Source organism: Asanoa iriomotensis, from assembly GCF_016862515.1.
GTDB classification, from domain to species: Bacteria; Actinomycetota; Actinomycetes; order Mycobacteriales; family Micromonosporaceae; genus Asanoa; species Asanoa iriomotensis.
The window spans coordinates 70,003-95,859 of the sequence record NZ_BONC01000002.1; the positions used below are offsets into that span (position 1 = coordinate 70,003).

A 25,857-nucleotide genomic window follows, 5' to 3' on the forward strand; every position below is an offset into this window, starting at 1 on the left:
GGCCAGCTGGTCCGCACCCGAGCCAGATAAGTTAGAGTCCGTTCCCGACAGGGTGTCGGACAACTACCGACAGCCACCCCGGCCGCCGCGACCCCGGCGGTCCGCCCGCGCAGGAGGAAGACGTTGCTCTCCGCATTTCTCAGTGCGTTCCGCACGCCTGACCTGCGCAAGAAACTTTTGTTCACAGTCGGGATCATCGCGATCTACCGGCTGGGCGCCACGCTGCCCAGTCCGGGCGTTTCCTACGGAAACGTGCAGAAGTGCATGGATCTCATGGCGAACAACAACGCGGGTGGCGTCTTCAACCTGCTGAACCTGTTCTCCGGTGGCGCGCTGCTGTCGCTGTCGGTCTTCGCGCTGGGCATCATGCCCTACATCACAGCGTCGATCATCCTGCAGCTGCTGACCGTGGTGATCCCGCGGCTCGAGCAGCTCCGCAAGGAGGGTCAGGCCGGTCAAGCGAAGATCACGCAGTACACCCGCTACCTGACGCTCGGCCTCGGCGTCCTCCAGGCGTCGGCGTTCGTCGCACTGGCCCGCTCCGGGCAGCTGTTCAACAACATGTGCGACCAGTTCCCGATCGTCCCGAACACCGCGCTGCCGAACTGGATCACCCTGGTCTCGCTGGTCGTGACGATGACCGCCGGCACCGGCGTGGTGATGTGGCTGGGCGAGCTGATCACGGACCGCGGCGTCGGCAACGGCATGTCCGTCCTGATCTTCACCTCGATCATGGCCCGCCTCCCCAGCGAGGGCTGGCAGATCAAGCTCAGCCAGGGCTGGTGGAAGTTCTTCCTGGTGATCGCGCTCGTCCTGCTGATCATCTTCTTCGTGGTCTTCATCGAGCAGGCCCAACGCCGGATCCCGGTGCAGTACGCGAAGCGCATGATCGGCCGGCGGATGTACGGCGGCACGTCCACCTACATACCGCTCAAGGTCAACCAGGCCGGCGTCATCCCGGTGATCTTCGGGTCGTCGCTGCTCTACCTGCCGGCGCTGCTGCTGCAGTTCTACGACCGCAACAACCTCAACGGTTGGCAGTCGTGGATCCAGAACAACCTGGTCGACCCCACCAGCTACATCTACATCACGCTGTACTTCTTGTTGATCATCTTCTTCACGTACTTCTACGTGTCGATCACGTTCAACCCGACCGAGGTCGCCGACAACATGAAGAAGTACGGCGGGTTCGTGCCGGGCATCCGGCCGGGCAAGCCGACGGCTGAATACCTCGACTTCATCCTGAGCCGGATCACCCTTCCCGGCGCGCTCTACCTGGGTGTCATCTCGATCCTGCCGAGCTTCTTCTTCATCTGGCTGGACCGTCAGCAGTACATGAACTTCCCGTTCGGCGGCACGGCCGTGCTGATCATGGTCGGCGTCGGCCTGGAGACGGTCAAGCAGATCGAGAGCCAGCTCATGCAGCGGAACTACGAAGGGTTCCTGCGCTAGTGCGACTTGTTCTCGTAGGTCCTCCGGGTGCGGGAAAGGGGACGCAGGCCGAGTTCATCGCCGCGCACCTCGCCGTGCCCAAGATCTCGACCGGGGACATCTTCCGCGCCAACGTCTCCCAGGGCACGCCGCTCGGCGTGGAGGCCAGGCGCTACATGGACGCCGGCAAGCTGGTGCCCGACGAGGTGACCATCAACATGGTGCGGGAGCGGCTGGCCGAGCCCGACGCCGGCGAGGGCTTCCTGCTCGACGGGTTCCCGCGCACGACGCCCCAGGCGGCCGCGCTCGACAAGCTGCTGGCCGACCTGGGCACCGCGCTCGACCTGGTGATGGAGCTCGTGGTCGACGACGACGAGGTGATCCGGCGGCTGTCCGGCCGCCGGACCTGCCGCGGCTGCGGCAAGATCTGGCACGTCGAGTTCGACGCGCCGACCCGCGAGGGCATCTGCGACCGGTGCGGCTCGGAGCTGTTCCAGCGCGACGACGACAAGGCCGAGACCATCGCCAAGCGGCTGGTGGAATACGCCGAGAAGACCGCGCCGCTGGTCGACTACTACGGCGCACAGGGCAAGCTGGTCGGCATCGACGCCACCGGGCCCGTCGAGGACGTCACTGTGCGAGCGATAGACGCTCTGCGCTCGTACGGCGGGTAGGGCAACCGGAAGGCGTCGTGACGCGGCAGCGTCACGACGGCTGAGGACCACCAAAGGCTTAGGTAATCTCGATTGATGCGCCGACACCAGCTGAACATTCAGCTGAAGACCCCTGAGCAGATCGACCTGATGCGCCGCGCCGGCCTGGTCGTGGCCAACGCCCTGGCCGCGATGCGGGCCGCCGTGGCGCCGGGCGTGACCACCGCCGACCTCGACGCGATCGCCGAAAAGGTGATCCGCGACGCCGGTGGCGTCCCCTCGTTCAAGGGCTACCACGGCTACCCCGGCTCGATCTGCTCGTCGGTCAACGAGCAGATCGTGCACGCGATCCCGTCGCCCCAGCAGGTGCTGCGCGAGGGCGACCTGATCTCGCTGGACTGTGGCGCGGTGCTCGACGGTTGGCACGGCGACGCGGCGATCACGGTGCCGGTCGGTGAGACCAACCCGGCGCTGGTGAAGATGGCCGAGGTGGCCGAGGAGTCGATGTGGGCCGGCATCGCGGCCGCTGCCCGCGGTGTGCTCTCGGGCCGCGGGCGGCTGACCGACATCGGCCACGCGGTGGAGACCGCGGTCCGGGCCGGCGGACGCTACGGGATCGTCGACGGCTACGGCGGGCACGGCATCGGCACCGAGATGCACCAGGACCCGCACGTGCTCAACCACGGCCGCCCCGGCCGCGGCATCAAGCTGAGCCCGGGCCTCTGCCTGGCCATCGAGCCGATGATCACCATGGGCTCGCCGCGATCGGTCGAGCTCGAGGACGGCTGGACCGTGGTGACCCGCGACAACTCCGTCGCGGCGCACGTCGAGCACTCCATCGCGCTGCTCGACGACGGCGCCTGGGTGCTGACCGCGCCCGACGGCGGCCGGGAGCGGCTCGGCGAGCTGCTGACCGCCCGCGCCGGCGCGCGGTCCACCTCCACCCCGTCCTGACCTCCGGGGCACCGCGGCCACCCGTCGGTGATCTAGGTTGAGGCATGGATTTTCCGGAGCTGCGCGCGCGGACGCGCGGGTTCACCCTCGGCGTGCCCGGGCGGTTCGCGGTCAGCGGTGACGGGCGCCAGGTGCTGTTCACCCGCAGCCGTGCCGGCGACGACCCGATCGCCTGCCTATGGGCCTACGACGTCGGCACCCAGCGCGAACGACTGCTGCTCGACCCGGCCGCGCTGGCCGTCGACGAGTCGGCGTTGCCGGCGGCCGAGCTGCGCCGGCGCGAGCGGCTCCGGCAGGTCGGCGGCGGCGTGACGGCGTTCGCCACCGACGCCACGCAGTCCGTGGTCGCGTTGGCGCTCGGCGGGCAGCTCGTGGTGGTCGAGCCCGCCGCCGGGACGGCGCGCGTCCTGCCCACCGCCGGCGGCGTGGTCGACCCGCGGCCGGATCCGAGCGGTCGGTTGGTCGGCTATCTCAGCGGCGGCGCGCTGCACGTGATCGGCATCGACGGCGCCGGCGCGCGGACGCTCGCGGAGCCGGACGGGCCCGCCGTGACCTACGGCCTGGCCGAGCACGTCGCCGCCGAGTCCATGCACCGGACCCGCGGCTGGTGGTGGGCGCCGGAGGGCCGGCGGGTCGCGGTCGCCCGGGTCGACGAGAGCCAGGTCGAGATCTGGCACATCGCGAACCTCGCCGATCCGCTGGCCGAACCCGTCGCGCTGCGCTATCCGGGCGCCGGGACCACCAACGCCGACGTCTCCCTGCACGTGATCGACCTCGACGGTGGCCGGGTGGAGATCGACTGGGACCGGCGGGCGCACGAGTACCTGGCCGAGGTCGTCTGGGACCGGACCGGCCTGACCATCGCGGTGCAGAACCGGGCACAGACCGGCGTGCGGGTGCTGCGGGCCGACCCCGAGACCGGCGTGACCGCCGTCGAGCACGAGCAGCACGACCCGGCCTGGGTCAACCTGATGCCGGGCACCCCGGCCCGCACCAGCACCGGCGCGCTGATCTGGACCGAGGATCACGAGGACACCCGGCACCTGCTGGTCGGTGGTGAGCGGGTCACGCCGCCGGGCCTGCAGGTGCAGGCCGTGCTCGCCGTCGACGGCGACGCGGTGCTGTTCGCCGCCGCGACGGAGCCGACGCAGCGGCACGTCTGGCTCTGGACCGCCGACGCCGGGCCGCGCTGCCTGACCGACGCGGCCGGTGTCCACGACGGACAGCGCGCCGGCGGCACGACGGTGCTGGCCAGCCGGTCCGCGACCGAGCCGGGCACGCGCGTGACCGTCCAGCCGGGCGGCCCGATCGTCTCCCACGCCCTCACCGCGCCGGTCACACCCGCGTTCGATCTGTTCGCCGCCGGCGAGCTGGGCCTGCGGACCGCCGTCCTGCTCCCGACCGGGCATCGACCCGGCGACCGGCTGCCGGTGCTGCTCGACCCGTACGGCGGCCCCGGCGCGCAGAAGGTGGTCGCCGCACAGCACGCGTACCTGACCTCGCAGTGGTTCGCCGACCAGGGCTTCGCGGTGGTTGTCGTCGACGGGCGGGGCACACCGGGCCGCGGCCCCCGCTGGGAGAAGACGGTGCACGGCGACTTCGGCGCCGCCGCGGTCGAGGACCAGATCATCGGCCTGCGGGCCGCCGCCGACCGGCATCCCGACCTGGACCTGGACCGGGTCGGCATCCGCGGCTGGTCCTACGGCGGCTACCTGGCGGCGCGGGCGGTGCTGCGCCGACCCGACGTCTTCCACGCCGCGGTCGCCGGTGCTCCGGTCACCGACCAGCGGCTCTACGACACCCACTGGCAGGAGCGTTTCCTCGGGCACCCAGACGAGCACGCCGCCCGCTACGACGCGGACTCGCTGCTGGCCGACGCCCCGGCGCTGCGCCGGCCGCTGCTGCTCGTGCACGGCCTGCTGGACGACAACGTCCACCCGGCGCACACCCTGCTCCTCTCGACCGCGCTGCTCGCCGCTGGTCGCCCGCACCAGGTGTTGACGCTTCCGACCAGCAGCCACATGCTCAACGGCGCCGACGCGGCCCTCGTCCTGCATGCGGAGCATGAGTTCCTCCGCGACGCGCTTCGTCCAGAGGTGCGTGCGTCCGTTTCGTAATCCGCGAGACATTCATCCGGCCGCACCTAACCGGCCGACCGATGGCATGCTCGGAGGATGGACCGGCGTCAGATGCGGGCGGGTGACGCGGATCGGCAGCACGTGGCCGAGCAGCTCCGCGCGGCCCTCGAGCTAGGGCGCCTGGACCTGTCGGAATACGACGAACGCCTGCGGACGACGTACGCGGCCAAGACCTTCGGTGATCTCGACGGGATCCTCGACGACCTCCCGGACACCGTGGCACCCACGGCCAGCTCGCAGCTCATGGTTCCCAGGCGCAACGACCCTCTCGTGCCGGGTCCCGACGGGCGCTATCCCAACGCGACCGCCCGCTGGCTCTCGCACACCTGGGACGGCTACTTCGCCACCGTCGCGATCGTCGTGGCGATATGGGCGGTGATCTGCCTGATGACCGCCGAGTGGCTCTACTTCTGGCCGGCCTGGGTCGCCGGACCGTGGGGGGCCGTACTCTTGGTCTCCACGATCGGCGGGCTGGTCGGCGGCGAGCCGCAGAAGTGGGCCGCCGAGCAGGCCCGCGAGCGGGCCCGCGAACAGCAGCGCGAGCGGGCCAAGGACGACGACGAGGAATAAGAGTCGACGCCGGTTTGGCGTCGATGCGTACCCCCGCGTAGTATGGACCGTCGGCGCACAGCGTCCGCTCTGTCATGCCCGCCACGCGCTTCGGCGGTGACAGAGCCCGCGGCTGGCCTGAGTGATCCCTCGCTCGGGAGACTCTGTGCCCGATCCGGAACACCGACGTCAGGACAGCGGAGGACATGCCGAAAAAAGACGGGGCCATCGAGATCGAGGGTCGGGTCATCGAGCCATTGCCGAACGCCATGTTCAGGGTTGAGCTCGCAAACGGCCACAAGGTTTTGGCTCACATCAGCGGCAAGATGCGGCAGCACTACATCCGTATCCTGCCCGAGGACCGGGTCGTGGTGGAACTTTCGCCATATGACCTGACTCGTGGGCGCATCGTCTACCGCTACAAGTAACACCTGGCGACGGGACGTCCAGTCCCCGTCCGTTACGACGGTCCGGCATGCCAAGTGCGGCGCCGCCGGGCGTTGATGGGAAGTAAAGGCAAACCGTGAAGGTCAAGCCGAGCGTCAAGCGAATCTGCAACAAGTGCCGGGTCATCCGCCGGCACGGCCGGGTCATGGTCATCTGTGACGACCCGCGCCACAAGCAGCGCCAGGGCTGAGTCCCTGAGCGGCACCAACTGAACAAGCTCGTCCCAGCCGCGGGAGCAGAAGGCGCACTCGTGGCACACCCCTGGTCGGAGGCCAGGGCCCGCGCGGGCACGCGGGGTGGGAGGGGCACAGACCTCCGCGAACACACGAGGAGTACGCCCGCACATGGCACGTCTAGCTGGCGTCGACCTCCCGCGCGAAAAGCGCATGGAGATCGCGCTCACCTACATCTACGGGGTCGGTCGGACCCGCGCCAAGGAAGCCCTTGGCGCGACCGGCGTGTCCCTGGACAAGCGTGCGAAGGACCTCACGGACGAGGAGCTGGTCCAGCTCCGCGACTACATCGAGGCCAACTTCAAGGTTGAGGGCGACCTGCGCCGCGAGGTCGCCGCGGACATCCGCCGCAAGGTCGAGATCGGCACCTACCAGGGCATCCGGCACCGCCGGGGTCTCCCTGTCCGTGGGCAGCGCACTCGCACCAACGCGCGCACCCGCAAGGGTCCGAAGCGGACCGTCGCCGGCAAGAAGAAGCCCGGCAAGAAGTAACTAGGAGCGCAGAAGACTTATGCCACCGAAGGCTCGTGCCGGGGCCGCTGTCAAGAAGGTCCGGCGCAAGGAACGCAAGAACGTCGCCCACGGGCAGGCGCACATCAAGAGCACCTTCAACAACACCATCGTGTCGATCACCGACCCGACTGGTGCGGTCATCTCCTGGGCCTCCGCCGGCCAGGTTGGCTTCAAGGGCTCCCGCAAGTCGACTCCGTTCGCCGCGCAGCTGGCCGCCGAGGCCGCCGCGCGCCGGGCCATGGAGCACGGCATGCGCAAGGTCGACGTGTTCGTCAAGGGCCCCGGCTCCGGCCGGGAGACCGCCATCCGTTCGCTGCAGGCCGTGGGCCTCGAGGTCGGCCAGATCGCCGACGTCACCCCGCAGCCGCACAACGGTTGCCGTCCGCCTAAGCGTCGTCGGGTCTGAGAGGTTAGAGAGAAATGGCTCGTTACACCGGTGCTGACTGCCGCCGCTGCCGGCGGGAGAAGATGAAGCTGTTCCTCAAGGGCAGCAAGTGCGACGGTCCCAAGTGCCCGTTCGAGTCCCGGCCCTTCCCGCCTGGACAGCACGGCCGCGGCCGCACCAAGGAGACCGAATACCTGCTCCAGCTTCGTGAGAAGCAGAAGGCCCGCCGCGTGTACGGCGTGCTGGAGAAGCAGTTCCGCGGCTACTACGAGGAAGCCGTCTCGAAGAAGGGCAAGACCGGTGAGGTCCTGCTCCAGATCCTCGAGTCGCGCCTCGACAACGTGGTCTACCGGGCCGGCCTGGCCAAGTCCCGCGACCACGCGCGTCAGCTCGTCAAGCACGGCCACTTCGTGGTCAACGGCAAGAAGGTCGACATCCCCTCGTACCGCGTCAAGGAGCACGACATCGTGCAGGTGCGGGAGAAGTCGCAGGAGCTGACCCCGTTCATCGTGGCCCAGGCCGAAGCCGGTTCCAAGACCGTGCCGGCGTGGCTCGAGGCCATCCCCACCCAGCACAAGGTGCTGGTGCACTCGCTCCCGGCCCGCCAGGTGATCGACACCCAGGTCCAGGAGCAGCTGATCGTCGAGCTCTACTCCAAGTAGCGCTCGGTGGCTCCGCGCCGCGGCCTTCGGTCGCGGCGCGGGGCAACCACAAGGCGACCGTCAAATAGTGGGCGGTCCCGAACGAAGGAAGAAACGAAGTGCTCATCACCCAGCGGCCGACCCTCTCCGAGGAGTCGATCAGCGAGACCCGTTCCCGGTTCACCATCGAGCCGCTCGAGCCCGGCTTCGGCTACACGCTCGGCAACTCGCTCCGGCGCACCCTGCTCAGCTCGATTCCGGGTGCGGCCGTCACCAGCATCAAGGTCGACGGCGTGCTGCACGAGTTCACCACCATCCCGGGCGTCAAGGAAGACGTCGTCGAGCTGGTCATGAACGTCAAGGAGCTGTGCGTCAGCTCCGAGCACGACGAGCCGGTCAGCATGTACCTGCGCAAGCAGGGCCCCGGCGACGTGACCGCGGGCGACATCCAGCCCCCGGCCGGCGTCTCGGTGCACAACGCCGACCTCAAGCTCGCCACGCTCAACAGCAAGGGCCGGCTCGACATGGAGCTGACCGTCGAGCGGGGTCGTGGCTACGTGACCGCGAACCAGAACAAGAGCGCGGGTGCCGAGATCGGCCGGATCCCGGTCGACTCGATCTACTCGCCGGTGCTGAAGGTCACCTACAAGGTCGAGGCGACCCGTGTCGAGCAGCGCACCGACTTCGACCGGCTGATCATCGACGTCGAGACCAAGCCGTCGATCGGCCCGCGCACCGCTCTGGCGTCCGCCGGCTCCACCCTGGTCGAGCTCTTCGGCCTGGCCCGCGAGCTCGACGAGACCGCCGAGGGCATCGACATCGGCCCGTCGCCGCAGGACGCGCAGCTCGCTGCCGACCTGGCGCTGCCGATCGAGGAGCTGGACCTGACCGTCCGCTCGTACAACTGCCTCAAGCGCGAGGGCATCAACACCGTCGGTGAGCTCATCGGGCGCACGGAAGCCGATCTCCTCGATATAAGGAATTTCGGTCAGAAGTCGATCGACGAGGTCAAGATGAAGCTCGCCGGCATGGGTCTGGGCCTGAAGGACTCGGCGCCCAACTTCGACCCCGCGCACGTCGTGGACTCCTTCGGCGAGGTTGACTACGACACCGACGACTACCGCGAGACCGAGCAGCTCTGACACCCCGCTGCGACACCTGAGGAGCACCAACGATGCCCACGCCCACCAAGGGTCCCCGCCTCGGCGGTAGCCCGGCGCACGAGCGGCTGCTGCTGGCCAACCTGGCCACGGCGCTGTTCCGGCACGGGAAGATCACCACTACCGAGACGAAGGCGAAGCGCCTGCGTCCGCTCGCCGAGCAGCTGATCACCAAGGCCAAGCGCGGTGACCTGCACGCCCGGCGCCGGGTGCTGACCGTCGTCCGGGACAAGGACGTGGTCTTCAACCTGTTCGACGAGATCGCGCCGCGGTACGCCAACCGCAGCGGTGGCTACACCCGGATCGTCAAGACCGTTCCGCGCAAGGGCGACAACGCGCCGATGGCGATCATCGAGCTCGTCGAGGAGCTGGTCGAGGCTCCGGCCGCGCCGGCGAAGAAGGCGGCCCGCAAGGCCGCCGCGCAGCGGGACAAGGTCGAGGCGCTCACCCGCGAGGACGAGCCCCCGGCCAGCGCGACGTCGACCGACGCGCCGGTGGCGGACGCTGCCGAGACCAAGGACGACGACAAGTAAGCAGCACGGCAACGACGATGAGGGCGCCCTTCGCGGGGCGCCTTCTTCGTCTCATCTGGGGGTACGCGTGCGCGCGCGACTGGACATCGCCTACGACGGCACCGAGTTCTCCGGCTGGGCGGTGCAGCCGGAGCGGCGTACCGTCGCGGGCGCCCTGCTCGAGGTCCTGGAGCAGATCCTCGGCGCGGGCGTGGCGACCGGCCTGACCGTGGCCGGTCGCACCGACGCCGGCGTGCACGCCACCGGCCAGGTCGCGCACGTCGACCTGCCCGACCCGGTCTGGGCGGCGACCGGACCGACCCTGCTGCGCCGGCTGGCCGGGCTGCTCCCCGGCGACGTGCGGGTGATGGCCCTGGCCGAGGCGCCGGCCGAGTTCGACGCGCGCTTCTCGGCGACCTACCGCCGCTACCAGTACCGGGTCACCGACGCGCCCTGGGGCGCCTCGCCGCTGCGGCGCCGGGACACCCTGGCCTGGCCGCGTGCCCTCGACGTGGAACGGCTCAACGCGGCCGCCGCGGGGCTGGTCGGTGAGCACGACTTCGCCGCGTTCTGCAAGCGCAAGGAGAACGCCACGACGATCCGCGAGGTGACCCGGCTCGACTGGCACCGGACCGCCGCCGACGGCGTGCTGGTGGCCACTGTGCAGGCCGACGCGTTCTGTCAGGCGATGGTGCGCAGCCTGGTCGGCGCGATGCTGGTCGCCGGTGACGGCCGGCGCCCGCCGGAATGGCCGGCCGGCCAGCTCACGCGGCGCGAGCGCAGCAGCGCGGTGACGGTGGCACCGGCGCACGGCCTGACGCTGGTCGGGGTCGGCTACCCGGAGGACGCCGGTGCGCTCGCCGCCCGCGCCGCCGCCACCCGCCGGCTCCGGATCCCCGCCGACTGATCAGCACGCGGGCGCGCCGCAGGAGGCGCGGCGGTCGAGCACGCGGGTGCGCAGGTAGTGCTCGATCAGGTCCGAGAGGATCTGGTGGGCGGTCGGGTCGTCCGGGTAGATCTTGCCGCCGTCGGTACGCGCGATCACCGCGTACGCCAGGAAATGGCCTCTGACCTGCCAGCCGAGCTGGGTGGCGTCGCCGGTCAGGCCGCCCGTGCCGCGGCCGGCCGGCAGGCCGCGCAGGCGGCCGCTCCCGTTGTCCAGCAGCGCCTTGATGCCGCCGTGCACCGCCTCCGCGCCCGCCGAGTCGGCGAGGTTGAGCAGGCCCGCGGTGATCACGTAGCCGCCCTCGGGGGAGCGCAGCGTCGCCCGGACCACCTGGTCGCAGCCGGCCGACTCGAGCAGGGCGACGAGGGCACCCTCGGCCACCACCGAGCACCGCTGCAACGCCTGCACCCGCAGCACCCGGTAGCTGTTGGCGGTCGGGCCCGCGACCACCACCTCGTCGGGGAAGACCTCGGCGGTGGTCAGCGGGCGCGGGTCGTCGGCCCGCGAGGACAGCTCGCGCAACACGATGGCGGCGGCGGGCTGCCCGGAGGCCGCCTGCTGTGCCGCCTCGTCGCGGGCCAGCAGGTAGGTGCCCGTGCCGCAGAGCAGGAGCAGGGTCAGGACACCGGCCAGCAAGGCTGGCCGCGGATGGCGGAGCGGCGAGACCGATGACCATAGATGCCGTGGCGGAAAGTCCGGTGACCGCCAGGCCGCGAGGATGCGCCGGGGAAGCACGCGGCACACGCTAGGCGGTGCGCGCGGCGGCACGGCGGCGATCGACGCGGCGCCCGCCGAAAGTGTGGCGCCCGTTCGAGTGACCGCGCGCGGGGTGGGCGAGAATGCGGGGCGTGACCGGGGACCACTACTTCACCGTCGAGCCCTCCGCCGCGGCCGGGCCGGAGCGCACCGTCGAGTTCGCCGCCGGAGGGCACGAGTTCCGGTTGCGCGCGGCCGGCGGGGTGTTCTCCGCTGACCGCCTCGACCCGGGCACGGCGGTGCTGCTGCGCAAGGCTGTGCTGCCTCCTGCCGGGTTCGACGGGAACCTGCTCGACCTGGGCTGCGGGTACGGGCCGATCGCGTGCGTGCTGGCCACGGTGGCGCCGCGCGCGGCGGTCTATGCGGTCGACGTGAACGCGCGGGCCCGGGCGCTCGCCCTGGCCAACGGCGGGCCGCTCGGTGTGCGGGTGTCGGCGCCCGACGAGGTCGACGAGAGTGTCGGCTTCGCGCAGATCTGGTCCAACCCGCCGTTCCGGGTCGGCAAGACGGAGCTGCACGCGCTGCTCGGGCGCTGGCTGCCGCGGCTGACTCCAGACGGGGTCGCGTGGCTGGTCGCGGGCAAGCACCTGGGCGGCGACTCGCTGCACCGGTGGCTGGTCGACGAGGGCTGGGAGGTCACCCGGCACGCGAGCCAGAAGGGCTTCCGCGTGCTGCGCGTCGCGAGGTCACTCGGTCCCGGGCGGAATTGACGAGACGGCGGGCGGTCGCGTCGGGCACCATTCCGGCGTGGGATACATCGACGTCGCCGGGGTCGGGCATGTGCTGCCCGACGGCCGTGAGCTGTTCGCCGACGTCTCGTTCCGGGTGGGCGAGGGTGCCAAGGTGGCGCTGGTCGGCCCCAACGGCGCAGGCAAGACCACGCTGCTGCGGATGGTCGCCGGCGACCTCCCGGTGCGCACCGGCGTCGTGGCCCGCGCGGGTGGGCTCGGCGTCATGCGGCAGTTCATCGGCATGGTCGGCGACGAGACCACCCTCCAGGAGCTGGTGCTCTCGCTCGCGGCGCCGCCGCTGCGCGCGGCCGGCGAGCGAGTGACGACCGCCGAGCGGGCCATGCACGCGGCCGAGTTGCGGGGCAAGTTCAGCACCACGGCGGGCAAGGCGCAGGTGGCGTACGCGGACGCGTTGGCGGCCTGGGGCGAGGCCGGGGGATACGACGCGGAGGTGCTGTTTGACACCGTGTCGACGATCGTGCTCGACAAGCCGTGGGAGCAGACCCGCGACCGGCCGGTGCGCACCCTCTCCGGCGGGCAGCAGAAGCGCGTCGCGCTCGAGCTGCTGCTTCGGGGCAGCGACGAGGTGCTGCTGCTCGACGAGCCCGACAACTTCCTCGACGTCCCCGGCAAGCGTTGGTTGGAGGCCCGCCTGCGAGAGTCCGGCAAGTCCGTCCTCTACGTCTCGCACGACCGTGAGCTGCTCGCGCAGACCGCCGACCGGGTGGTCGCGGTCGAGGGCGGCAGCGCCTGGGTGCACCCGGGCGGCTTCGCGTCGTGGCACGAGGCGCGGGTCGCCCGCCACGAGAAGCTCGAGGAGGACGGGCGGCGCTGGGAGGAGGAGCACCAGAAGCTGCGCGAGCAGATGCTCATGTACAAGCAGAAGGCCGCGTACAACTCCGACATGGCGTCCCGTTACCGGGCGGCGCAGACCCGGCTGCGCAAGTTCGAGGAGGCCGGCCCGCCGCCGACCCCGCCGCGCGACCAGGACATCCGGATGCGGCTGACCGGCGGGCGCACGGGCAAGCGGGCGGTGATCTGCTCCGCGCTGGAGATGGACGGGCTGACCTATCCGTTCGACCTGGAGCTCTGGTACGGCGACCGGCTGGCGGTGCTCGGCGCCAACGGCACCGGCAAGTCGCACTTCCTGCGCCTGCTCGCCCGCGGTGGCACCGACCCCGACCCGGCCAACCTGCCGGTCGACGGCGGCGAGAAGCTGGCGCCGGTCGCGCACGGCGGGTCGGCCCGGCTCGGTGCGCGGGTGCGGCCCGGGCACTTCTCGCAGACGCACGACCGGCCCGAGCTGATGGACCGTACCCTCGTCGAGATTTTGTGGCGGGGTGACGAGCACCGCACCGGGCTCGACCGGCACCAGGCGATGAAAGTGCTCAACCGCTACGAACTGGCCGGGCAGGGCGACCAACGGTTCGGCACGCTCTCCGGCGGGCAGCAGGCGCGCTTCCTGGTCGTGCTGCTGGAGCTGTCCGGTGCGACGCTGCTGCTGCTCGACGAGCCGACCGACAACCTCGACCTGGCCTCGGCCGAGGCGCTGGAGCAGGGCCTGGCCGCGTTCGAGGGCACGGTCATCGCGGTCACCCACGACCGCTGGTTCACCCGCTCGTTCGACCGGTTCATCCGCTTCGCGGGTGACGGCGAGGTGACCGAGACGGCCGAGCCTGTCTGGGGTGACGAGGCACTCTAGGTATCGTGCTCGTGTGCCGACCGCTACCAACGCCGCGCGGAAGTCGGTGACGCGCCGGGTCGCCGAGATCGTCGTCACGGCGGCATTCCTGGCGTATGTCGCGTACGCGGTGAGCAAGCGCTGGTCCGAGGTGCGCGGCGTGATCGGCGACCTGTCGGCGTCGGCGATCACGCTGTCGCTGGTGGCCGCGCTGGTCGCGGTCTGGTGCTCGTTCCTGAGCTGGCGGGTGCTGCTCGCGGAGTTCGGCAGCCAGGTGCCGCTCGCCGGTGCGATGCGGATCTTCTTCGTCGGCCAGCTCGGGAAATATCTTCCCGGCAAGGTCTGGCCGGTGCTGACCCAGATGCGGCTCGGCAAGGCCTACCAGGTGCCGGGCCGGTCGTCGGCCGCCGCCGTGCTGATCACGATGTTCATCTCGCTCGGCACGGGGTTGCTGCTCACCGCGGTGGTGCTGCCGGTGCTCGGCGGGCGGGCGTGGGACGACTACTGGTGGACGCTGCTCGCGGTGCCGGTCGCCGTGGTGGCGATGCTCCCGCCGGTGCTCAACCGGCTGCTGGCGCTGGCGATGCGACTGGCCCGCCGCGACCCGATGCCGCACTCGTTGTCGGCGCGGGCGATCGGGCTGTCGGTGTTCTGGGGCTTGGCGAGCTGGGTGTGCTTCGGTGCGCATCTGTGGGCGCTGCTGCTCGACCTCGGCGCCGGGGGATCCGACCTCATCGTCCGGTCCGTCGCGGCGTACGCCGGGGCCTGGTCGATCGGCTTCCTGCTGGCGATCGCGCCCGCCGGGCTCGGCCCGCGGGAGGCGGCGCTGCTCGTGCTGCTCGCGGGTTCGGTGACGGAGCCGGTGGCGTTGGTCGCCGCGCTGGTCTCGCGCCTGCTGATCACGGTCGCGGACCTGGTCTGGCCGGCCGTCACGATGCTGACCAACCGCCCACCCCGCCGCCCGATCGTGACGACGCCCGACATCGACACCATCCCGGACTCGGCACCGGCCGCGCCCTGATCGTCCCTTTTGGTCGGTTAAGCTACCGCGATGCGCTGGCTGGCTTTCGGCACGTACGACGTGCGCCGTCACCCCCGGGTCGGTGTCCTGCTGGAGGGTCTGCGGGCGTCGGGCGACGAGGTGGTCGAGATCAACGTCCCGCTCGCGCTCGACACGGCAGGCCGGGTGGCGATGCTGCGGCAGCCATGGCGGCTGCCCAAGCTGGCCTGGCTGCTGGCTCGCTGCTGGGTCGTGTTGGCGTGGCGGGCACGCCGGGCACCGGCCGTCGACGCGGTGCTGGTGGGCTACCTGGGGCACTTCGACGTGCGCCTGGCCCGGCGGCTGTTCCGCCGCACCCCGATCGTGCTGGACCACCTGGTCTCCGCGGCGGGCACGGCCCAGGACCGCAGCCTGACCTCGGGCGGCGGCCTGAAAGCGAAGCTGATGCGCCGGATCGACCGCGGCGCCCTGGCCGCCGCGGACCTGGTGGTGGTCGACACGCCCGAGCACCTCGCGGCGCTGCCGGCGTCCGGCGTGGTCGCACCGGTGGGTGCGGGCCGGGAGTGGTTCGTGCGCGCCCCGAGGGCTGAGGGACCGCTCCGGGTGGTCTTCGTGGGCCTCTTCACTCCGCTGCACGGCGCCCTGACGATCGGGGACGCACTGGCGTCACTCGCCGGCGACGAGCGGATCGAGGTGACGATGGTCGGCGCGGGCCAGGAGTACGCGGCCTGCCGCGCGGCCGCTTCTGCCAACACCAGGGTGACCTGGCTGGACTGGGTGCCGTTCGCGGACCTGCCGGCGCTGGTCGCGTCGCACGACGTGGCACTGGGCATCTTCGGCACGACGGAGAAGGCCCAGAACGTGGTGCCGACGAAGGTCTTCCAGGGCGCGGCCGCGGGCTGCGCGGTGGTCACCTCGGACACGGCACCGCAACGCCGCACCCTGTGCGACGACGCGCTGTTCGTGGCGCCGGGCGACGCGTCGGCCCTGGCCGCGACGCTGCGCTCGCTGGCCGACGACCGATCGCTCCTCGCGACCTTCCAGCGCCGGGCGGCAGCCCGCGCGACAACCCACTTCACCGCCGCCACCGTCGTGGCCCCGATCCGCGCCCGCCTCACCCAGCCGACCACACCCGCGTTCCAGGAAAGCCACTGACCACACGGCGATCGCGGGTCCGAGCAAGGGTGGGTCTTCAGGGCTTGAGTTGGGCGGCCTTGAGGTCTGCGATGCGGAGCAGGGCGTAGGAGCCCTCGCGGTCCAGGGCGCGGTCGCCGATGGTTTTGGGTAGCCAGTTCGGGATTCTGCGGAGGTCCATCAGGACCAGGTCGGGGGGGTTGGCCTGGTTGGTCGCCAGGGTTTCCGGCGTGACGGATTTCGGGGGCAGGTTCCAGTAGTAGGCGTACCAGCGTGGGGTCGACAGGCCGCCGCCCGCTAGCCAGGCTGTTTGTTGGCCGGGGGCTGGGGTGTGTTGCGAGACCAGGCGGCCCGCGTCGGCAGGGCCGTCGACGTAGACGCGGTTGGTGCGGCCCAGGACGATCGTGCCGAGGGCGACCACCAGGGCCAGGGCCGTGACCGTGGCTGCCATGAGGGCCGGGCGGGCCGGGAGGCGGCCGAGTGCGTGGTCGAGGAGTGTGCCCATGCCGACCAGGCCCAGGATCAGTAGCGGGTAGTTCCAGTAGTCGTGGATGTAGGCGCCGTTGTTGAGGCCGAACGTCCAGAAGGCGTTGAAGGCGACCGCGAACGCCAGGTAGGCGCGGGTGCGGCGGTCCCACAGGCCGACGACGGCGCCGGCGGCCAGCAGCAAGAGATACCAGGGTGGGAGCAGGGCCTCTAGGCTCAGTTTCTGGCGGCGGAAGAACTGTTCCCAGGTGAAGGCGCCGCCCTGGGTGCGGAACTCCGCCTGGTTGGTCAGGTCGGCCACGCCGCTGACGCCGACGATGAAGGTCAGGCTGATCAGCAGGCCGATCAGCATCGCGGCGCCTACGGCGACCACTACCCGGTCTACGCGGCGGCGGCCGGCCAGCAGCCAGAGGCCCATCGCGCCCGCGAAGCCGATGCCCGGCCAGGAGATCAGCGTTGCCAGCAGGGCCGCGGCGCAGGCGATCACCAGCAGGCGGCGCGGCGGGTCGTAGTCCCTGCGGCGGAGGACCACGACCATTGCCGAGATCAGCAGGATGGGGCCCAGGTCGAACATGATCGGGCTGTAGACCCAGAAGAACGTCGTCGAGGCCATCAGGCCCACGGCCAGCAGCGTGGCCGGCCAGCGGATGCCTAGGCCGCGGAGCAGGGCCGCGCCCGCGGGGACCACGAGCAGGGCCAGCACGAACGGCGCCAGCCACACCTGGAACTCCTGCTTGCCCGGCAGCAGGCCGAAGAGCGCCACCAGGATGTTGAGGCCCGGCGGGTGGTGTGCGTAGGCGGCGCTGCTGTACGGCGCCCAGTCGGCGCTGAAGTCCGAGCCGACGATTCCGCGCTCCTGCAGGTTCGCCAGGTGCAGCGCGTACCGGCTGATGATCCGGCCCATGTGGTTGTCGCCGTAGGGCATGGTCAGCCTTGGCGCCCAGGTCGCGGCCAGGAGCAGGGTGATCGCGCCGACGCCCAGCCAGCCGCGGCGGTCCGCGGTGGAGAGTCGCGGGGGCGGTGGCGTGGTCTCGTCGTGGGTGGCGAGCGTGGTTGCGGTCACGAGGCTATTCGGAGCGGGACCGCACGATGAGGTCCGCCAGGAGCGCCACCGCCGCTATGATCAAGCCGGTCGTGAGCAGCATGATCGTGTTGTTGGCGACCCGCACCGGGTGGGCGATCACGTCGTAGACGACCTTCACCACGCCGATGGCGATCAACCACAGCGCCGGTGGCATCAGCACCTTGAGCGGGTTGAAGTAGGTGACCATCCGGACGACCTGGAGGATGTAGCGGTAGGCGTCGCGGACGAAGTGGAACTTGGACGAGCCGGCGCGCTTCGCGTAGTCGATCGAGACGTACCGGACGTCGTGCTGGTTGTGCAGGAACGCCATCGTGATCGTGGTGACGCAGGAGAACCCGGGCGGCAACAGCCGCAGGTACGGCAGCGACACCTGGCGCCGGAACGCCCGCAGGCCCGAGTTGAGGTCCGGGATCTTCGTGCCGGTCAGTCGTTCGGCGATCTTGCGGATGACCCACTTGGCCGGCACCCGGAGCAGCTTGTGCGTGCCCTGCTCGCTGGTCCGCGCACCGACCACCTGGTCGATGTTGCGGTCCTTCTCCAGCAGTTGCACGAGCTCCGGAATTCGCTCGTTGGGGTAGGTCATGTCGGCGTCGGTCCACACGACGATCTCGCCGCGGGCCTGCTGGGTGCCGATCCGCCGGGCCGTCCCGGAGCCGCCGTTGCGGTGGAACGGCATCACCCGCAGGTTGGGGAAGCGCACCTCGGCCTCGCGGAGCACGGACAGGGTGCTGTCGGTCGAGCAGTCGTCGATCGCCAGCACCTCGTAGCTGTAGCCGCTGCGGTCCATCGCGGCGGAGATCCGCTCGATCTCCTTGAGCACGTGGTCCTGCTCGTTGTAGCACGGCAGCACGACGGTCACGTCCAACTGCTCCGGCGCCGCGGGGGCTGCTTCCGCGGCGGTCGACCGCTGTTGGAACCTGGTGGGTGCCGTCATTCGGGATCCACGCTCCCATCGGCGGCGGCCGAATGTGAGCGGCCGCCACAAAGGTGTCAGAATCGAGCAATGCCCGCGCAAAGGATAGTGCCATGCAAAACTGCGCGGGCTGTCGTCCGACACCGTGACCCATGGTTTATTAATGGGCGCGGGATGTGAAAGAACCCCTCATTTCTGGAGTGCGGCGTGAGCACGATGAACTATCGCCGCCTAGGCAGTTCGGGACTGGTCGTCTCGGTTGCCGGCGTCGGCTGCAACACCTTCGGCCGCGAAATCGACGAAAGCGCGGCCCACGCGGTCGTCGATTCCGCGTTGGAGTTGGGAATCAATTTCTTCGACACGTCCGACACCTATGGCGGGGCCGGTCATGAGCTTTCCGAGCGTTTTCTCGGCACTGCCTTGAAGGGTCGTCGCGACGACGTGGTGGTGGCGACGAAGTTCGGCAAGCCGATGTCCGGCGTCAACGGACCGGACCTCGGCGCGCGTGGCGCCCGCCGCTATGTGCTGCGTGCCGTCGAGGGTTCGCTGCGCCGGCTGAACACCGACCACATCGACCTGTACCAGATGCACGAGCCGGACCCGGCGACGCCGATCGAGGAGACGCTGTCGGCGCTCGACGATCTCGTCACCGCTGGCAAGGTCCGCTACATCGGGTGCTCGAACTTCGCCGCGTGGCAGGTCGCCGACGCCGCGTGGGTGTCGCGCACCCGCGGCTGGGCGCCGTTCATCAGCGTGCAGAACCACTACAGCCTGCTCAACCGCGGGATCGAGGCGGAGTTGGTGCCGGCGTGCGAGCGGTTCGGGCTCGGCGTGCTGCCGTTCTTCCCGCTGGAGAGCGGCCTGCTGACCGGGAAGTACCGGCAGGGTGAGTCGGCGCGGTCCGGCACGCGGTTGCACAAGGAGCGGTTCGCCCATCACCTGCGGGACGCGCCGTGGTCGCGGATCGAGGCGCTCCAGGCGTACGCGTCCGCGCGGGGTCTGTCCCTGCTCGACGTGGCCCTCGGCGGCCTGGCGGCGATGCCGGCGGTCGCGTCGGTGATCTCTGGGGCGACCACGCCGGACCAGGTCCGCGAGAACGCGGCCGCGGTCGCGTGGCAGCCGTCGGCCGCGGATCTCGCGGAGTTGCGCGCCCTCGAGTGAGCCCGCTGTCGATCGGTAGTGCGATTTAGTCCGTTGCCGGCCCCGCCTCTCGTGTTACCCGTGTAGGACGAGAGGCGGGAGGACCCCATGACACCACTCGCGGTGCTCGCGATCGGCGGCTCGGACTCCAGCGGCGGATCCGGGCTGCAGGCGGACCTGAAGGTGTTCGCCGCGATGCGGCTATACGGAGCGACGGTGGCGACGTCGGTGACGGCACAGAACACCCGCGGCGTCCAGGACGTGTTCGAGCTGCCCGGCAACGTCGTGTCGGCGCAGCTCACGGCCGTGCTGGAGGACATGACGTTCAAGGCGGTCAAGGTCGGCATGCTGGCCACGGCGGAGGCCGCCGCGGCGGTGACGTCGAAGGCCCGCTCGGGCCTGCTGCCGAACCTGGTCGTCGACCCGGTGCTGGAGGCGGCGTCGGGCCGGCGCCGGGGCGTCGTCAGCGCGCTGGAGCGCCTGCTGCCGTACGCGGCGGTGGCGACACCCAACCGCGACGAGGCGTCGGCGCTGGTCGGCTGGCCGGTCTCGACACCGGCCGACATGGCCGGGGCGGCGGCGCAGATCGCCTCCAACGGCCCGAAATATGTGGTCGTGACCGGCGGCGACATGGTCGCGGGCGACGAGGCGGTCGACGCGGTCTGGACGGACGCGGGCGCGCGCTTCCTGCGCTACCCCCGGGTGCAGACCCGCAACAGCCGCGGCACGGGCTGCACGTTCTCGGCCGCGATCGCCGCCCGCCTGGCACAGGGCGACGACGTGCTGGAGTCGCTGGTGGCGGCCAAGGAGTACGTGAGCCGCAGCCTGGTCGGCGCCCGCGAGTGGCAGTTGGGCAACGGCAGCGGCCCACTCAACCACTTCGGCTGGCCGACCTTCGCCGCTTTCTCGGCCTAGTCCTCCTGGCGGGTCGTCGAACGGAGGCTGCGGCGCGGCGTTTCGTCGCGGCGGCGTTCGTTGACGGGCTCCGGGGCGCCGAGGCCCGTGACCCAGTCGACGTAGTCCTCATCGCGCTCGCCGATCGGTTTGTCGCTCTTGCCGCGGCGGCGGGGCTCGGTCTTGTCGGCCGCGGCCGGCTCGAGGCGGGTCTCCGTGCTCTCGGAGTTGTTGCCCTTGCGCCGGAACAGCCCGCGCGACGGTGCCGAGCGGCTCTCGTCGTCGCCGGGCTCGTCGCCCTGCGGGTCGTCGGCCGGCGCCGGCGCGGGGTCGTCGATGTCCCAGTCGCCGTCGCTCGCGTCGACGCTGCGCAGGTGGCGTTCGGCGCGGCTGGCCTTCCGCCCGGACCGCGGCTGGTCGGCCGTTGGTTCGTCGCCGGCGCGCGAGCTCCAGGATCGGCGGTCCGAGTCGTCGTCGTGGCCGTGGCGGCCGGACGTGCCGGCGCTGGAGTCGTCGCGATCATCGCCACCGAACCGGCTGCTGACCAGATCGCCGAAACCGAACCCACGGGGCCCGGTGGCCGCCGGCGACTCGCGCTCGCCCTGGTCGGGCCCGGAACCAGCGCCGGACCGGGACCCGGAGTCGGCGTCACGCCGCGAACCCGCGTCGGGCTCGACGCTCGACCGTGAACGGGTGTCGGCCTCGATGCCGGCGTCGGAACGGAACCCAGCGGGCTCCGGCGAGGTCGGCACGTCGACCCAGTCGGTGTCGGGTGCCGGCTTCTCCTTGCGGCGGAACAGGCCACGCCGCTTGCGCTCCTTCGCCGGTGCTGCCTCGGCCGCCGGCGCGTCGTCAGCGCCGGGACTCGTCGCCGGCTCGCCCGGCGGGACGTGCGGCGGCGGCGTCCAGGCCGGCGGCGCGAGCCGCCAGTCGGGCATCTCACCACTGCCGGCCGGCGTGGCGGAGGTGTCGCGTCGGGCGGTCGCGCCCGGGCGCTCGGACCAGCTCAGGCCCGCGGAGCCGGACCCGCCCTGCTGGCCAGGCAGGTCGATCGGGCCCAGCCCGCCCTCGCCCGGGCCCGCCTGGCGCGGCGCACGGCTCGGGGTCGCCGGCTGCGGTCGGATGGAGGTCGGTCGCTGGTGCAGGTCATTGTCGTCCCGCTGCTGGTGAGCGGGGGCCGGCACCACCGGCACCGACGCGGAATTGAACGTCGAGGTCTTGTCGGTGCGCCAGTCACCCGGTCCGGGTGCCGGTTGCCGGTCGAACGGGCGCACCGGCGTCGGCTCGGGACCGGGCGGCGGTGAGACGATCTCGGGCTGCCGCGGCGGCGCTACCGGCGTGGGCGAGCTGAACAGCGACCCGCTGGTGGCCCGTGGGGTGGATCGCTCCACGTCGCCGAGGTCCCGCGCACGTCGCGGCCCGGGCTCGCTCCCGGACCCGGCACCGAAGGTGTCGCCGTCGCGGTCCGCCGAGCCGCCGCTCAAGGCGCTCGTCGGGCCGGGGCCCGGATCACGGCCACCGCCGAACGCGTCGAAGCTCTCCGTGTGACCCTCGTCGCCGCCGGTCGTCACCTCGGTGGTGCCGCCGGTGTAACCCGGGAACACCTCGGCCGTGTGGTCACCGTGCCGCGGCGGCGGACCGGCCGTGTCGCGGTCACCGGACGTGAGCTGCCGGGCCACCGCGGCCAGGACCGAGCCCAGCCCACCCGCGGCCACCGCGATCAGCGCACCCCAGTAGGGCGCCGCCTGGTAGCGGTCGGACCCGTCGCCCGGCCCCGCGATCAGGTAGGCCAGGGCGAGCAGCGCCGGACCCACCACGCCGGACACCGCGACCGGGATCAGCGGCAGCCCGCGCCACCGGGCCAGCGCGCCGATGCCGGCACCGACCGCCAGCGCGAGCGCCGGCATCACGATCACGGCCAGCCGCTGGGCCAGCCCCGCGCCGAGCCAGGTCGCGTCGAGCACGCCCAGGCGTACCTCGGGCAACGGATCCTCGGGCGCCAGCGACGGCGCCACCGAGAGCAGCGCGACCACCCAGACCACGACGGTGACCGCGCCCAGGTTGAGACCGGCCACCCGCAGCGAGAGCACCGCGGCGGCGGCGAACACGCCGACCAGCGCGCCGAGCGCCGCCGACAGGCCCGCGATCGTCACGGCATCGCCGGAAGCGACCGTCGCCACGCGGGCGGGCAGCATCGCGAGCGGCGCGACCGCGAGCGCGCCGACCCCGCCGGCGACCGACACCGCGACCCGGGAACCGACCGTCTCCGGCAGGCCGTCGCGGCGGATCAGCCAGTTGCCCGCCAGGCCGCCGGCCACCGCCGCCAACATCGCGAACCACGCGACCCAGGCGAGGTGTGCCGTCCACTGCCCGGACAACTGCTCAAAGTCACGGGCGAAGCGCACCACGCCGAGCCCGTACGCGAAACCGAGTTGGCCGGCACCAGCGAGCAGGCCGACGCCGAGCGCCGCGAGCAGCACCCTGCCCCAGGTCCGATAGGCCATGCGGGCACGGTACGGCCCTCGCCAGCCGACCGCCACCCGCCGATCGGAGACTGTGGATAACTACCCAGCGTCAGAGGTTCTGAAGGATACGCAGCGCCCTGGAGACGCGAAACATCACATCGCTGTCCGCGACGTCGACGACGTCCGTGAACCACTTCTTCATCGGCGACGACAGGCGGTCCGGCATGACCACATAGGACCCCATCGCCACGGCCAGCGGTGAGTCGCGGAGCAGGTCGGACTCGACGACCTCGGCGACGATCACGATGGGCACGTCGGTGCTGTTGTAGAGGTCGGAGCTGATCACCAGGCCGAGGCGTTCGCGGGCGCCGTCGATGCGCCAGATCTCGCCCCTACGCGGCACGCCCGTCGCCTCCGAAGAGGGCGTCGTGAACCATCGCGACCTCCTGCTCGTCGGCCAGCGCGGCGGCGTCGAGCTCGCCCGCGGCCCGGCCGACCACGGCCGCGTGGGCCGTGAACAGCTCGCGGACCGCCTTCTCGCGGGCGGCCTGGTCCATCCACGCGGACAGGGACATCCCCTCGCGCTTGGCGAACCGGCGGGCCTCTTCGATGGTCTCGTCGGAGAACGAGAGAGTCACCTTGGCGGTCATACCAACGACCATACCAAGACCACCATAAGCGGGTACGCCCCGAAAGCGGATCTAGCGGCTCTTAGCACTTTCGAAACAAACGGGACGCCCCGCCGAAACGGGGCACCGGCACGCTTCCCGACATGTACCAACGGCCGGTTCGGACACCCTGATGGACCGCCCGGCGTCCGCCGAACTGGCTGGTTTCACCATCGGTGTCACCGCCGACCGGACCCGCGACGTCCTGGGCACCATGCTGGAACGGCGCGGCGCCCGGGTCGTCCTGGCACCGGCCCTGCGGATCGTGCCGCTCGCCGACGACACGGAGTTGCGCGCCGCCACCAGGGCGTGCCTCGACCGCCCGCCGGACATCGTGGTCGCCAACACCTCGATCGGCATGCGCGGCTGGCTGGAGGCCGCCGACGGCTGGGGCCTGGCCGAGCCGCTGCGCGGCGTGCTGGCTCAGGCATACGTGGTAACCAGGGATCCCCGGGTAAGGGGCGAGGGCGCACCCGTCGAAGAGACGTACGCCGAGGTCATCGACCACCTCCGCCACCGGGGCGTACGCGGTCAGGTCGTGGCCATGCAGTTGCCCGGTGAGCGCCAGCCCGAGTGGACGGCCGCTTTGGAGGCGGCCGGTGCCACCGTGATCGAGATACCCCTGTACCGCTGGGCGCCCCCGCTCGACCCGGCCCCGCTGCACCGGATGGTCGACCTGGTCACCGGCCGACTGGTCGACGCCGTCACCTTCACCTCCGCGCCGGCCGTCCACGCGCTGATCAGGGCGGCCGGCCCGAGCGCCGACGACCTGCTGGCCGCGCTGCGCGAGGACGTCCTGGTCGCCTGCGTGGGCCCGGTCTCCGCGGCACCGCTGCGCCGCCTCGGCGTGCCGGTGGTCGCGCCGGGCCGCGCCCGGCTCGGCGCGCTGGTCCGGGCGATCATCAAAGAGCTGCCGCCCCGCGCGGTGAACGTGCAGGTCAACGGCCATGACCTGACCTTGCGCGGGCACGCGGCCGTGGTCGACGGCGCCCTCAAGCCGCTCGCGCCGGGCCCGATGTCGGTGCTCCGGGCGCTGGCCACCGAGCCGGGCCGGGTCTTCTCCCGGGCTGCCCTGCTGCGCACCCTGCCGAGGGGCGCCGACGAGCACGCGGTCGAGATGGCGGTGGCCCGCTTGAGAGCCGGCCTGGGCATCCCTAGAGTGGTGCAGACCGTGGTGAAGAGAGGCTATCGGTTAGCTGTAGACTGACCTCGGCCACGGCCACAACCCCGTTTTGACCCTGCCTGCTCGCAGCAGGTATTGTTGTCTGCTGTTGTGCGCGACGCGACATTCTGGCGTGCGACCCCAGACCGACGACGACGAGACAAGGTAAACCTGTGCGTACGTACAGCCCGAAGCCGGGTGAGATCGAGCGTCAGTGGCACATCATCGACGCGTCTGACGTCGTGCTGGGCCGGTTGGCCACCCACGCGGCCACGCTGCTGCGCGGCAAGCACAAGCCGACCTTCGCCCCCCACGTCGACACGGGCGACTTCGTCGTGATCGTCAACGCTGGCAAGGTCGCCCTGACGGGCAACAAGCGGCAGACCAAGGTCGCCTACCGGCACTCGGGCTACCCGGGCGGTCTCAAGCAGGTCGGCTACGAGGAGCTGCTGTCCAAGCGCCCCGAGCACGCGATCGAGCTGGCCGTCAAGGGCATGCTCCCGCACAACAAGCTCAGCCGTCAGCTCATCAAGAAGCTGAAGGTCTACGCCGGCGCCGAGCACCCGCACGCCGCGCAGCAGCCGGTGCCGTTCGAGATCAAGCAGATCGCGCAGTGAGCGCGGACGAGGAAGCCACAGACATGACCGACATCAGCGCGCCCACCCCGGCCGCCGTCGCCGAGGCCGCGCCGGCCGCGACGACCGCCACGGCCACCGCCGCGGCTCCCGCCCCCGCGACCCGCGCACCGCGCGGTGACCGCCCGATCCAGACCGTCGGCCGGCGCAAGGAAGCCATCGTCCGGGTGCGCATCGTGCCGGGCAGCGGCAAGATCACCTGCAACGGCCGCGAGCTCCAGGAATACTTCCCGAGCAAGGTGCACCAGCAGCTGATCCGCGAGCCGCTGGTGACCGCCGAGAAGGCCGAGGCGTTCGACGTCATCGCCAACCTCCGCGGCGGCGGCATCACCGGCCAGGCCGGCGCGCTGCGCCTCGCGATCGCCCGCGCGCTGATCGCCAACGACAGCGACGACCGCCCGGCGCTCAAGAAGGCCGGCTTCCTCACCCGGGACGCCCGGGTCAAGGAAAGCAAGAAGTACGGCCTCAAGAAGGCCCGTAAGGCCCCGCAGTACTCCAAGCGTTGATTCGCTAACCATCCGGCCGGGATGTGTCGTCGCTTTGATG

At 71.2% G+C, this 25,857-nt stretch carries 28 protein-coding genes; 22 read left to right on the top strand and 6 right to left on the bottom strand.

Annotation, left to right across the window (positions count from 1 at the left end; translation table 11 throughout):
• The first annotated feature begins 123 nt into the window (after positions 1-123).
• From secY to truA, 13 genes are all read left to right on the top strand, one after another.
• Positions 124-1,452 carry a preprotein translocase subunit SecY gene (gene secY / locus Air01nite_RS02065; protein ID WP_203700042.1) on the top strand — a complete coding sequence of 443 codons (1,329 nt, stop codon included), beginning with the start codon at positions 124-126 and terminating at the stop codon, positions 1,450-1,452.
• Positions 1,452-2,105 (top strand): adenylate kinase, encoded by a 654-nt coding sequence (locus Air01nite_RS02070; RefSeq protein ID WP_203700043.1) that lies wholly within the window; start codon positions 1,452-1,454, stop codon positions 2,103-2,105. The genes secY and Air01nite_RS02070 overlap by 1 nt, the downstream gene beginning before the upstream one ends.
• A 75-nt stretch (positions 2,106-2,180) precedes the next feature.
• Complete coding sequence (gene map, locus Air01nite_RS02075) at positions 2,181-3,038, top strand: type I methionyl aminopeptidase (RefSeq protein WP_203700044.1); 858 nt, start codon at positions 2,181-2,183, stop codon at positions 3,036-3,038.
• Between the two features lie 44 nt (positions 3,039-3,082).
• A complete protein-coding gene (locus Air01nite_RS02080) occupies positions 3,083-5,155 on the top strand; it encodes a S9 family peptidase (protein WP_203700045.1) in 2,073 nt (690 codons plus the stop codon).
• Between the two features lie 57 nt (positions 5,156-5,212).
• The gene (locus Air01nite_RS02085) at positions 5,213-5,746 is read left to right on the top strand and encodes a DUF1707 SHOCT-like domain-containing protein (RefSeq protein ID WP_203700046.1); all 534 of its coding nucleotides are present in this window, start codon (positions 5,213-5,215) and stop codon (positions 5,744-5,746) included.
• 185 nt (positions 5,747-5,931) lie between these two features.
• Entirely contained in the window at positions 5,932-6,153 is a 222-nt protein-coding gene (infA, locus tag Air01nite_RS02090; protein ID WP_007073013.1) for a translation initiation factor IF-1, read from the top strand.
• A 95-nt stretch (positions 6,154-6,248) separates the two neighbouring features.
• Complete coding sequence (rpmJ, locus tag Air01nite_RS02095; RefSeq protein WP_023358216.1) at positions 6,249-6,362, top strand: 50S ribosomal protein L36; 114 nt, start codon at positions 6,249-6,251, stop codon at positions 6,360-6,362.
• A 154-nt stretch (positions 6,363-6,516) separates the two neighbouring features.
• Positions 6,517-6,897 (top strand): 30S ribosomal protein S13, encoded by a 381-nt coding sequence (rpsM, locus tag Air01nite_RS02100; RefSeq protein WP_203700047.1) that lies wholly within the window; start codon positions 6,517-6,519, stop codon positions 6,895-6,897.
• 19 nt (positions 6,898-6,916) lie between these two features.
• On the top strand, positions 6,917-7,324 hold the full coding sequence (gene rpsK, locus Air01nite_RS02105) for a 30S ribosomal protein S11 (protein WP_030329919.1): 408 nt from the start codon (positions 6,917-6,919) through the stop codon (positions 7,322-7,324).
• Between the two features lie 14 nt (positions 7,325-7,338).
• Positions 7,339-7,965 carry a 30S ribosomal protein S4 gene (gene rpsD / locus Air01nite_RS02110; protein WP_203700048.1) on the top strand — a complete coding sequence of 209 codons (627 nt, stop codon included), beginning with the start codon at positions 7,339-7,341 and terminating at the stop codon, positions 7,963-7,965.
• Between the two features lie 98 nt (positions 7,966-8,063).
• Entirely contained in the window at positions 8,064-9,086 is a 1,023-nt protein-coding gene (locus tag Air01nite_RS02115) for a DNA-directed RNA polymerase subunit alpha (RefSeq protein WP_090787972.1), read from the top strand.
• A gap of 32 nt (positions 9,087-9,118) precedes the next feature.
• Positions 9,119-9,637: a 50S ribosomal protein L17 gene (gene rplQ, locus Air01nite_RS02120; protein WP_203700049.1), complete on the top strand. Its 519-nt coding sequence runs from the start codon at positions 9,119-9,121 to the stop codon at positions 9,635-9,637.
• Between the two features lie 55 nt (positions 9,638-9,692).
• Positions 9,693-10,523 carry a tRNA pseudouridine(38-40) synthase TruA gene (gene truA, locus Air01nite_RS02125; protein WP_203700231.1) on the top strand — a complete coding sequence of 277 codons (831 nt, stop codon included), beginning with the start codon at positions 9,693-9,695 and terminating at the stop codon, positions 10,521-10,523.
• Here truA and Air01nite_RS02130 read toward each other — a convergent pair whose 3' ends face one another.
• Positions 10,524-11,297, bottom strand: coding sequence for a hypothetical protein (locus tag Air01nite_RS02130; protein WP_203700050.1), 774 nt, complete (start codon positions 11,295-11,297; stop codon positions 10,524-10,526). It lies immediately after the preceding gene.
• A 113-nt stretch (positions 11,298-11,410) separates the two neighbouring features.
• On the opposite strand from Air01nite_RS02130, the gene Air01nite_RS02135 reads away from it, so the two are divergent.
• From Air01nite_RS02135 to Air01nite_RS02150, 4 genes are read left to right on the top strand one after another with little or no spacing between them, the layout of a single operon-like run.
• On the top strand, positions 11,411-12,028 hold the full coding sequence (locus tag Air01nite_RS02135) for a class I SAM-dependent methyltransferase (RefSeq protein ID WP_203700051.1): 618 nt from the start codon (positions 11,411-11,413) through the stop codon (positions 12,026-12,028).
• Between the two features lie 37 nt (positions 12,029-12,065).
• Positions 12,066-13,751 carry an ABC-F family ATP-binding cassette domain-containing protein gene (locus tag Air01nite_RS02140; RefSeq protein WP_203700052.1) on the top strand — a complete coding sequence of 562 codons (1,686 nt, stop codon included), beginning with the start codon at positions 12,066-12,068 and terminating at the stop codon, positions 13,749-13,751.
• A gap of 13 nt (positions 13,752-13,764) precedes the next feature.
• The gene (locus Air01nite_RS02145) at positions 13,765-14,751 is read left to right on the top strand and encodes a lysylphosphatidylglycerol synthase transmembrane domain-containing protein (RefSeq protein WP_203700053.1); all 987 of its coding nucleotides are present in this window, start codon (positions 13,765-13,767) and stop codon (positions 14,749-14,751) included.
• Between the two features lie 30 nt (positions 14,752-14,781).
• On the top strand, positions 14,782-15,885 hold the full coding sequence (locus Air01nite_RS02150; RefSeq protein WP_203700054.1) for a glycosyltransferase: 1,104 nt from the start codon (positions 14,782-14,784) through the stop codon (positions 15,883-15,885).
• A gap of 37 nt (positions 15,886-15,922) precedes the next feature.
• On the opposite strand, the gene Air01nite_RS02155 is transcribed toward Air01nite_RS02150, so the two are convergent.
• The gene (locus Air01nite_RS02155; protein WP_203700055.1) at positions 15,923-17,413 is read right to left on the bottom strand and encodes a hypothetical protein; all 1,491 of its coding nucleotides are present in this window, start codon (positions 17,411-17,413) and stop codon (positions 15,923-15,925) included.
• Positions 17,414-17,417: 4 nt separating this feature from the next.
• Complete coding sequence (locus Air01nite_RS02160; RefSeq protein WP_203700056.1) at positions 17,418-18,368, bottom strand: glycosyltransferase family 2 protein; 951 nt, start codon at positions 18,366-18,368, stop codon at positions 17,418-17,420.
• Positions 18,369-18,563: 195 nt separating this feature from the next.
• Here Air01nite_RS02160 and Air01nite_RS02165 point away from each other — a divergent pair, with 195 nt between their 5' ends.
• A complete protein-coding gene (locus Air01nite_RS02165) occupies positions 18,564-19,508 on the top strand; it encodes an aldo/keto reductase (RefSeq protein ID WP_203700232.1) in 945 nt (314 codons plus the stop codon).
• 87 nt (positions 19,509-19,595) lie between these two features.
• The gene (gene thiD / locus Air01nite_RS02170; protein ID WP_203700057.1) at positions 19,596-20,402 is read left to right on the top strand and encodes a bifunctional hydroxymethylpyrimidine kinase/phosphomethylpyrimidine kinase; all 807 of its coding nucleotides are present in this window, start codon (positions 19,596-19,598) and stop codon (positions 20,400-20,402) included.
• On the opposite strand, the gene Air01nite_RS02175 is transcribed toward thiD, so the two are convergent.
• The 3 genes from Air01nite_RS02175 to Air01nite_RS02185 form a co-directional block, all read right to left on the bottom strand.
• Entirely contained in the window at positions 20,399-22,885 is a 2,487-nt protein-coding gene (locus tag Air01nite_RS02175) for a hypothetical protein (protein ID WP_203700058.1), read from the bottom strand. The two genes, thiD and Air01nite_RS02175, sit on opposite strands and share 4 nt — an antisense overlap.
• A 70-nt stretch (positions 22,886-22,955) precedes the next feature.
• Positions 22,956-23,249: a type II toxin-antitoxin system PemK/MazF family toxin gene (locus Air01nite_RS02180; protein WP_203700059.1), complete on the bottom strand. Its 294-nt coding sequence runs from the start codon at positions 23,247-23,249 to the stop codon at positions 22,956-22,958.
• Positions 23,239-23,496 carry a DUF6364 family protein gene (locus Air01nite_RS02185; protein ID WP_203700060.1) on the bottom strand — a complete coding sequence of 86 codons (258 nt, stop codon included), beginning with the start codon at positions 23,494-23,496 and terminating at the stop codon, positions 23,239-23,241. The genes Air01nite_RS02180 and Air01nite_RS02185 overlap by 11 nt, the downstream gene beginning before the upstream one ends.
• Positions 23,497-23,647: 151 nt before the next feature.
• Between Air01nite_RS02185 and Air01nite_RS02190 the strand changes: the two genes are divergently transcribed.
• From Air01nite_RS02190 to rpsI, 3 genes are all read left to right on the top strand, one after another.
• A complete protein-coding gene (locus Air01nite_RS02190) occupies positions 23,648-24,721 on the top strand; it encodes a uroporphyrinogen-III synthase (RefSeq protein WP_203700061.1) in 1,074 nt (357 codons plus the stop codon).
• 128 nt (positions 24,722-24,849) lie between these two features.
• Positions 24,850-25,293, top strand: a complete 444-nt coding sequence (rplM, locus tag Air01nite_RS02195) for a 50S ribosomal protein L13 (RefSeq protein WP_203700062.1) — start codon at positions 24,850-24,852, stop codon at positions 25,291-25,293.
• A gap of 23 nt (positions 25,294-25,316) precedes the next feature.
• Positions 25,317-25,817, top strand: a complete 501-nt coding sequence (rpsI, locus tag Air01nite_RS02200) for a 30S ribosomal protein S9 (RefSeq protein WP_239090427.1) — start codon at positions 25,317-25,319, stop codon at positions 25,815-25,817.
• Positions 25,818-25,857: the final 40 nt, after the last annotated feature.